Annotated in this window: 6 protein-coding genes and 1 pseudogene; 6 read left to right on the forward strand and 1 reads right to left on the reverse strand. The window is 34.6% G+C overall.

What is annotated here, in order from left to right; all coding sequences use genetic code 11:
* Together cas5d (IM496_RS01565) and IM496_RS01570 are read left to right on the forward strand one after the other, a co-directional pair.
* Positions 1 to 322, forward strand: a 322-nt coding sequence (cas5d, locus tag IM496_RS01565; protein ID WP_287661029.1) for a type I-D CRISPR-associated protein Cas5/Csc1, incomplete at its 5' end; no start/stop codon positions are given.
* Positions 323 to 331: 9 nt separating this feature from the next.
* Positions 332 to 406, forward strand: a pseudogene (locus tag IM496_RS01570) (Uma2 family endonuclease); the annotation flags it as partial.
* Between the two features lie 21 nt (positions 407 to 427).
* Here the strand turns inward: IM496_RS01570 and IM496_RS01575 are convergent.
* Positions 428 to 1,279, reverse strand: coding sequence for a helix-turn-helix transcriptional regulator (locus tag IM496_RS01575; protein WP_287661030.1), 852 nt, complete (start codon positions 1,277 to 1,279; stop codon positions 428 to 430).
* Positions 1,280 to 1,833: 554 nt separating this feature from the next.
* On the opposite strand from IM496_RS01575, the gene cas3 reads away from it, so the two are divergent.
* From cas3 to cas5d (IM496_RS01595), 4 genes are all read left to right on the forward strand, one after another.
* Positions 1,834 to 3,840, forward strand: a complete 2,007-nt coding sequence (gene cas3 / locus IM496_RS01580; RefSeq protein ID WP_287661032.1) for a type I-D CRISPR-associated helicase Cas3' — start codon at positions 1,834 to 1,836, stop codon at positions 3,838 to 3,840.
* 10 nt (positions 3,841 to 3,850) lie between these two features.
* Positions 3,851 to 6,817 (forward strand): type I-D CRISPR-associated protein Cas10d/Csc3, encoded by a 2,967-nt coding sequence (gene cas10d / locus IM496_RS01585; protein ID WP_272081694.1) that lies wholly within the window; start codon positions 3,851 to 3,853, stop codon positions 6,815 to 6,817.
* Positions 6,818 to 6,841: 24 nt separating this feature from the next.
* The gene (gene cas7d, locus IM496_RS01590; protein ID WP_072924198.1) at positions 6,842 to 7,843 is read left to right on the forward strand and encodes a type I-D CRISPR-associated protein Cas7/Csc2; all 1,002 of its coding nucleotides are present in this window, start codon (positions 6,842 to 6,844) and stop codon (positions 7,841 to 7,843) included.
* A gap of 6 nt (positions 7,844 to 7,849) precedes the next feature.
* Positions 7,850 to 8,319: type I-D CRISPR-associated protein Cas5/Csc1 (cas5d, locus tag IM496_RS01595; RefSeq protein ID WP_272081695.1), on the forward strand; the 470-nt coding region annotated here is incomplete at its 3' end.

Genomic DNA, 8,319 nt, shown 5'->3' on the forward strand with positions numbered 1-8,319 from the left:
CGAAAGTGTTTTTGAATGTTTTATCATTTCCCATCACCCCCTACAACTTCCTAAATGGATTCGTTTGGGAAAATGGATGAGTAAAGCGGAAGTAAAACTGACAGAACTTTCCCTATCAAAACAAAAAGAGGATTTATTTATCTATCCCTATCCTTTAAATCCTCTCGATGTTATGTTTACCCATCAGGTGATTGGCTACGATGTGATTAATATGCCTCCCGTTAGTTTAATCCGTAATGTACGAATGCGCGGGGAATATTACCAAATAAGCGATCGCCCCGATCTGAAAATTCCTGCTCGATTGTCCTATCACTTCGGTTGAAAATTGACCATGACTCTTATCTCCTCTAAACCCCTGACTTTACCAGAATTTTTCTCGCTAACCGATCCCGATGGCGATATTACCGTCGCATCGCACACCTTACTCCTATTCGTACTGTTGACGAGATTTAAATAAAATTTGTTTGATCCGGTTGCGTAATGGCTCTGGTGTAAGTACAATACAGCGATCTCCGTAGGGTAAAATCTCCCGAATTAACCAAAAAGGACTAGAGACTTTACGGGTTATAATCCTTTTTCCGTTTACCTCTCGGTCGTCGATATCCCTTGTGTTCCTTTCATAGGCCTTCACGAGGTCTTTTTCTAATTGTAATTGTACTTCTATAAAATCGAGACTGTCTCGCCATGGTTCTTCGATCGGGATCAGGCTTTGAATACGGGAGAATTTAAGACAGCGATTGTGAACAAGTTCGGGAAAGTCTCGCTGATCTTCTTCTGGCAGGTCAACCGTTTCCTCACACCAGATCTCTAGATAGAATTCTTTTTCCCGAAACATGATCTCGGCAGAGCGAACGGTAAATTCTAGGGTCTGTCCCTGAGAATTTTTGTACATTACCCGAAAAGCTTGCCGGTCATGGATATAGCGCTCCACCGTGAGCCGCCAATCGCGATCGTACTGACTCACCTGTTCGGAAATCTCCCGACGCTCTTGAGGGGAGAGATTTCCCTTCTCTAAAAGAAAATTAGAAAGAGTCTGGGCCTGTTCGATGTTACCCGATCGCACCAGACGGTCGATCGCTTCCTTAATCGCTTCGACCCGCTTTGCCGAGAGGGTAAAAGGTTCACCGATCTCCAGTTCTCCTTCGGCGATGGCGGCGATTAGACCTGACGGACTAGGACTTTTCCCCCAAAAGATGTTAAAGCGTCGGGCGATCGCCTCTAGCTTCTCCTTCGTGCCGGGAGGAATTGACAGTGTAATTGTTTCTTTTTTGCGGTTCACCTTGAAAATATACTTGTAGTTTCAGAATATTTGTGCTACAATACCTATATTGTAATGATAAATGAGGACAAAGGACTATGAGCAAAGGATAGTTGAGAAGGATAAGGAAGTGATCGGGGTTATTGCTGATTCCGCTATTCGTTTTAGGAAATCTCGAATCGGGGATGAGTTGACCGTTATGTTTTGCGATGGGTCGGTCAAAGTAAACAAAATTTAATCAAGCCTAAAGCTGATTAAAGGAGGAAAGTGGGATTATCAAGCTATCCCTATTAGGGAATTCCTTAAAAAAGACTATTTACAGTCTTGATTGCGATATTTTTTCAATTCCTTAGAGGCTTTTATCGCTGGACTATCATTTTAGCGGACAGTCGGCTGCTGATCAACCTCTCGATCTGTAAATTTCTTTCTTTATTACAATATTAACTTTTTAAAGTGATATGCTATAAACAAATGAGTGATAACTTATCCAATAGTTTACTAAGATTGATGTCTGATGGACGCTGGCATCAAGAGCCAATAACTCGTTAGGTGATGAGATTATCTTGAGGTGACTAATGAAAATCAAACTCTTATCAACGTGGTCAGAACTGTTAAAGGAAACCGATCCTATTGCTAAAATTAAATTAGCCATTCACCAAAAAAAAGTCTGGGACGCTGTTTGTAATCCTGGTATTGAAATTATATTCGATACTGCCTTAACTGGAGATGGTAAAACATTAGCAGCACTTTTACCAGCGTTTTATGAATCTCAAAATTTAGGAAAGGGATTATTTGCTTATCCTACAAATGAACTCATTAGAGATCAGGCTAAACAAGTTGAAAAATGGAGTCAATACTTAAATTTAGCAATTGAATCCCATCAATTAAATAGCCAAACTTTAGCAGAATTCATTAAAAATGAGGGAATTAGCAAAATTGAAACTTTACGCACAATTGCTAACGACGCAGATTTAGTATTAACTAATCCTGATATTTTTACTTTAATTCATCGTTTTTTCTATAATCAATATCGAGGTAATATTGCTCATTTATCACAAACTTGGTTTATTTACTTTCGTTATGTCGTATTTGATGAATTTCATATTTTTAACTCAGCGCAAGTTACGAACGTATTAGATAGCATTGCTTTCAGTCGTGCTAATGCCACTCAAAAATATCCTGTTAAGTTTCTCTTTCTTTCAGCTACTCCTGATAAATTAATTCAGGAAGCTTTAGAAAAAGCAGGTATTTCTATTAAAGTTATTAAGGGAAATTATCAACATGGTTTAAAAGATAGTAAAACTCATCGTTGTATTTTGCGTGATGTAGAATTAGAATTAGTTGCTTGTCAACAAACTAGCGGAGGTGCTGAAAACTGGATTAATGACAATTTAGAAACAATAAATCAGTTTTTTCGAGATTATCCGACATCAAAAGGTTTATTAATTGTTAATAGTGTATTTGCCGCAAAACGAATTGTTAAAAGCTTAAAAAACAATTATAGTTGTAAGTTTACTATTGGTGAGAATACAGGATTAACCAGTTTAGAAATTCGGAAAGATTCTGAAAGTAAACAGCTAATTATTGCCACATCTACGGTAGATGTAGGAGTAGATTTCGAGATTAATTTTTTGGTTTATGAATCTTTAGATTCGGGTACATTTATTCAGAGATTAGGACGTTTAGGAAGACATGAAGGCTTCCCTATTTATAAAGCAATCGCCTTAGTTCCTGATTGGGTAAAAGAAAAATTTGCTGAAATTTATGCAAATAACTCAGAAATTGATCGAGAGAGTTTTTTTGACGTAGTTAGAAATAATATATATCAAAAACCTCAAGAATTTGATAGATATTTAAGCCGTTGGGGTAAAATACTTTCAACAGTCCGTTATGCAAGATTAACTACTCAAAAAGAGCAATATCAAACCCTATTAGAACGCTATGGGAATGAAGCATCAAATATTATTGGAGAAACTCCTAAATGGTGCAAATTAAATGAATTAAAAGAACACCCTAGCATTATTCAAGATTTAGAAACTTTTAGAGGTACGGGACAATTAGATTTATGGGTTTATGAACCAGAGACTAACGCTATTACTAATATGAGTCTAATTCGGTTATTATCCGGGACTGAATTTAAACTTGTTTCTGGATCAGAAGCAAAAAAAATTAGTGATAAATTTCAACAACCTTTTTACAAAAATAGTTTAAATTTATATGCTATAATTAGTAATTATTTAGATAGTTACAAAAAAGTAGAATTACAATTTACTTACGACTTTGACAAGCAAAAAATTAATCAAGCACAACAAAGAGTAGGTTTTAGGATTCAAGCACCTCATCCTGAGATTAGAAAAATCAATGAACAGCTTGAATATTTAAAATTAACTACTTGCGTCGCTGATCCGACTAGGTATGATATTCCTAAGTTAAAACGACTTTATAAACTTCCTGCTCTTTTTGAATTATATCCTATTAAAGATAGTCGTGGTGCGATTTATAGTGTAGCATTTGGTCAGGATGCTTTACTCTTGGATTCTCTATTATACTGGCAAAAAACAAACACAACAATGATTTGTTAAGGAGAAAGTCATGGAAAATTTCGATTGGTTAATGCCTAATAATTATAATGTACCTGATCCTACAAAAACTAAAGAACCACCTTTAGTAAGATTAGCACTTGATACATTGACAAATGAGGAAGATCAAATTTTAAACGATTGGATTAAAATAGTTTTTCCTTATATTTTAGATTACTTTAGTTTAAGAAATGCTAAGGGAACGAGTTTTCAAGTTGCTGAAGTATTAACGGCTGATTTAGATATTCCTCTTGAAAAGCGACAAAAAATTATTAACAAGCTAGTTAATTTAAAAGATCAAAGTCTAGCAGTGCATTTACTTAATGCTGCTTTAGGAGGATGGACGTTAGCTAAATTAGCTAATTTAGATCAGTTTCAACAGCAACTTTATTTAAGTGCTATTACCATGCACGATCTCAATAAAATTGTGTTACCTCGTTTGGGTAATACTCGTATGGATGGAAAACAATGGGAACAGTATAAAAATGCTTTTTTGACTTGGGGAGATGCTTTGCATTTGTGGGATTTTATTGATCAAAATTATTGGCAAGATGTAGCATTTTTAGCACAAAATGCAGAAGATGCAAGGGGAGCAAATTTAACTGTTGCTAATTTTCCTGATTTACAATTACCACCAGATCAACTAATGAATTTAACTGATTTTGTCAGATTTGGTGATTTAGTTGCGTCTATTGCTCATCATCCTGATGATTTAGAACAAGATAGTATGAGAGCAATTTTAAGACGTACTGTTAAAGGGAAATATGTAATTCGTAGTCATAAAACTAATGAAAATCGAGGTTTATTAACTCAAGCAATTCACAACGCAGTTTTACTACAAACTGAAAAAGTCAATTGGAAACCGTTTTTATTTTTTCCCGATGGTGTAACTTATTTTGTACCTAAAGATTCTGCTGAACCTGATTTGTCTGATATTCCCGAAGTGGTTAGAAATAATACTTTGGAAATAGTTTCCAAAGGAGTTGGTGATTTAGTTGATCGTGCTGGAAAAGGCGTTTATTATGAACCTGATTTAATTGAAATTGCTGATATTAAATTAGCATCAGAAACTTTAATTAGACGAACATTTACTATTATTAACGATAAAAAAGATGCTAAAACTGGAGAGAGGCGAGATAAGGTATTAAGCAACGCTTTTTTAAGTAAAAACCCTGATTTAAAACATTTAGATTGGGAGTATCCTGCTAATTTGCAAACTGATCGTTTTGCAGAAGGATTTAACGCAATAACTGTACTAATTAAGGATTTTTATGGATTAGAAGAAGGTACTGAATTGATTTTAGAAACTCTTAATATGAGTCAATACTTAAAACACTGGGAAATGATTCCCAAAACAGGTGGTACTCCCTATGGTTGGTATTATCTTGCAGGACATTATATTAAAGAACATTCTAGTTTGAGTCCAACCGAATTAGAACAAATAATGTTAACTACCGTTCAGGAGATTTTAGAAAAGTTAGGAAAACCAGATCGTCCACCACCATTTGCTTTTTTAGAGAAATATATTTCTCAAATATTAACAATAACAGATTCAACAGAAAAACACGATTTTAAAGGAGAACTACAACGTTATCATCTGAATAAAGCTCAACGTAAACGAAATCCAATTTGTGCTATTTGTAATAGTGCTTTTGAGATTCGTGAGGAATTTTCTAGTTATAGTAATAAAAGAGTTACAAGCACACAAGAATCAAAACGAGGAAAATGTACTATCTGTCAAGTAGAAAGTTTATTAAGACGCTATGGAATGAATGCTAGTTTATCAGCAGAAGATGAAACTGTTTATCTTCATTTTTATCCTGCATATTACTTTACTCCAGAAACAGTTTTAATAATGGAGAGAGCTTACCAAAATTTTGCTCAAAGTTCTTTTGCTGAATTAGATAAAGATTTATCTGAGCAAAATTATAATCCTAATTATGTTCCTCGTATGGATATTTTTCGCATCGGAAATGATCCCAATGAAAACTTAAAAAGACGCACTAAAAAAGAATATGCAACAGGCAAAATGCACGGTTATTATTTGTTAGGTATTCCCTATTTAGGAGAAAAACCGACAGATACAGAATCATGGTTTATGTCAGCAATCAAAGCCTTACTAGCTCCTCTTACTTTTGGAGTAAAATTAGTTGCTAGTCGTAATCCTATTCCTCTTTATGACTCAGGTGCAGACTTCAAAGAAACTGTAATTATTGATGGAGTCCATACCTATTGGTTACACGGAATAAAACGAACTATTTTTCGTTTAGATGAACTAGAAAAAGCGATTCCTGCTGTTTTTAGTATTTACTCACTAACTGCACAATCTTACAGAGATAGTCGTAACTATCCTGTATGGAACCAGTTAAATACGGTTTGTCAATCTTTAGATACCAGTCCTCTTTATGTTTTTCATTATGCTGATCGAATTCAAGAAAATGATAAAAAAACAAAAGCTCAAAAATCCCAAATAGATCAATCTCAATCTAATAGTTTACCAGATTGGTTGGCTGATAAACTGATCACTTACTACTACTTGTTAATTAAATACTATGGGGGAGAGGATACAATGTCAATGATTCAAACATTAGTAGATCAGTATGCTTGCTTTTATCGAGCAAGTGGGTTTGCTGCTTATGCTAGGCTAAGACCTTTTAATGTAGCGGCAAAAGTGGTTTTAGATAGTTTACCAACAATATCAAAAGATGATCTTAAATTAATGATAGAAGGTCATTTAATTGCTTTAGTTGATGGTGTACTTGATAAACAAACCGATGGCTATATTCCTGAAGAAATCAGAAAAGATATAGCTAAACGTCAAGAACTTATAGAAATCTTTGCTGAATCTTTTTTAGATAAAGTTTTCTATGATTACTGTAGAGGTGAGAGATCGCTATTACGACAACATATTAATTTATTGCGTAAAGCCGCCGAAGCTCATTACGTCAAAACCTACAGCAAGAAAAAAGATCAAGAATAAATTATTAAATAGGAGAAAAAACTCATGTTTGATCAGTACAAATCTCATTTCCAAACCTCTATTCCTAAAATTCCAGGTGCTAAATATGCTCACTTTATCCTATTACGAGAAACAGACTCTTATGCAGTTTTTAAAACTGATGGTGAGCTAAATGTAGCACGGGTAAGAGCAGGGTTAGATAGCACTGATATTATTACTCGTCTGGTGTTATTTAAACGTAAACAAACCACACCTGAAAGATTAACAGGACGGGAATTATTACGCCGTTATGGAATCTATGAACAGATTACAACCAACTATGAACGAATTGCCAAAAAAGAAAAAGACAAAATAATTGAAGATTGTACTTACAACGGTGAACCCTGTGGAGGTTGTCCAGATTGTGTTATTTATGGTTATGCAGTAGGTGAGTCGGGTTCAGAAAAATCAAAGGTTTTTATTGACTCTGCTTATGCTGTTCCTGCTTATGAAGAATCTCACCAAACAATGACTCTTAATGCGCCTTATGAAGATGGAACAATGACAAGTGGAACAAGTACAACTAACCGTTTTAGTGAACAAGATCATGTTATTCCCCAAGTCCCTTTTCCCACTGTTGTTACATTAAGAGATCCTACTCCTAACACATTTCTTTATGTGTTAAATAACATTTATCGTACTAAACGTTACGGCGCACAAACAACTCGTACAGGACAAGTGAGAAATCATTTAATTGGTATCATTTTTGCTGATGGTGATATTTTTGCTAACTTACGTCTAACTCAAAAAATCTATGATTTATTTCATGAAAAAAAACCGCCCTATGGAGTAGCAGAAATGAGAGAAAAAACTGAACAAGCTATTGAATATTTAATCAAACAAGATGGCGTGTTATATCAGTTAGTTAAGGGAGAATCATTAACATCTCTTGAAAAAGAAGCTGAAGCTATTTTATCTGATGAAAATCAATTTAAAAAGTGGCTAAATGCTGTTGCTGAAGAAACTTTAGCTTATGCTGAAAATGCCAAAGTCATCAAAAAGAAATAGTAAACTATGCACATTTATCATCTCGAATTAACTTTACAAGATACAGTTTACTTTGCAACCCGTGAGTTAGGTCGTTTATACGCAACTGAAAATTATTTACATAATTATGCGTTGACTTATGCTTTAGGATTGGCTAAAAGTAGTTATCACGATTCACAACATATTCCTCATTATCAAGAAGATTTAGAACCCCTAAATCAAAAAGGAATTTATGTTACTCCAGCACAACCTGTTAATTTTGCCTATGTTACGCACACTTACAAATGGGCAGATTTGCGGTATCAAGTCAGAATGGAACAGAGTAGTGTTAACTTACCAACATTTGGAAGAATACGAGAAATCGCTCCCGAAAGTGTTTTTGAATGTTTTATCATTTCCCATCACCCCCTACAACTTCCTAAATGGATTCGTTTGGGAAAATGGATGAGTAAAGCGGAAGTAAAACTGACAGAACTTTCCCTATCAAAACAAAAAGA

Origin of the sequence: Microcystis sp. M049S2 (genome assembly GCF_020245625.1) — a bacterium.
GTDB lineage: Bacteria > Cyanobacteriota > Cyanobacteriia > Cyanobacteriales > Microcystaceae > Microcystis > Microcystis ichthyoblabe_A.

What these genes read in the sequence shown, in the direction of transcription:
- cas3 (WP_287661032.1), top strand. Translation starts at nt 1,834, where the DNA reads ATGAAAATCAAACTCTTATCAACGTGGTCAGAACTGTTAAAGGAAACC.
- cas10d (WP_272081694.1), top strand. Translation starts at nt 3,851, where the DNA reads ATGGAAAATTTCGATTGGTTAATGCCTAATAATTATAATGTACCTGAT.
- cas7d (WP_072924198.1), top strand. Translation starts at nt 6,842, where the DNA reads ATGTTTGATCAGTACAAATCTCATTTCCAAACCTCTATTCCTAAAATT.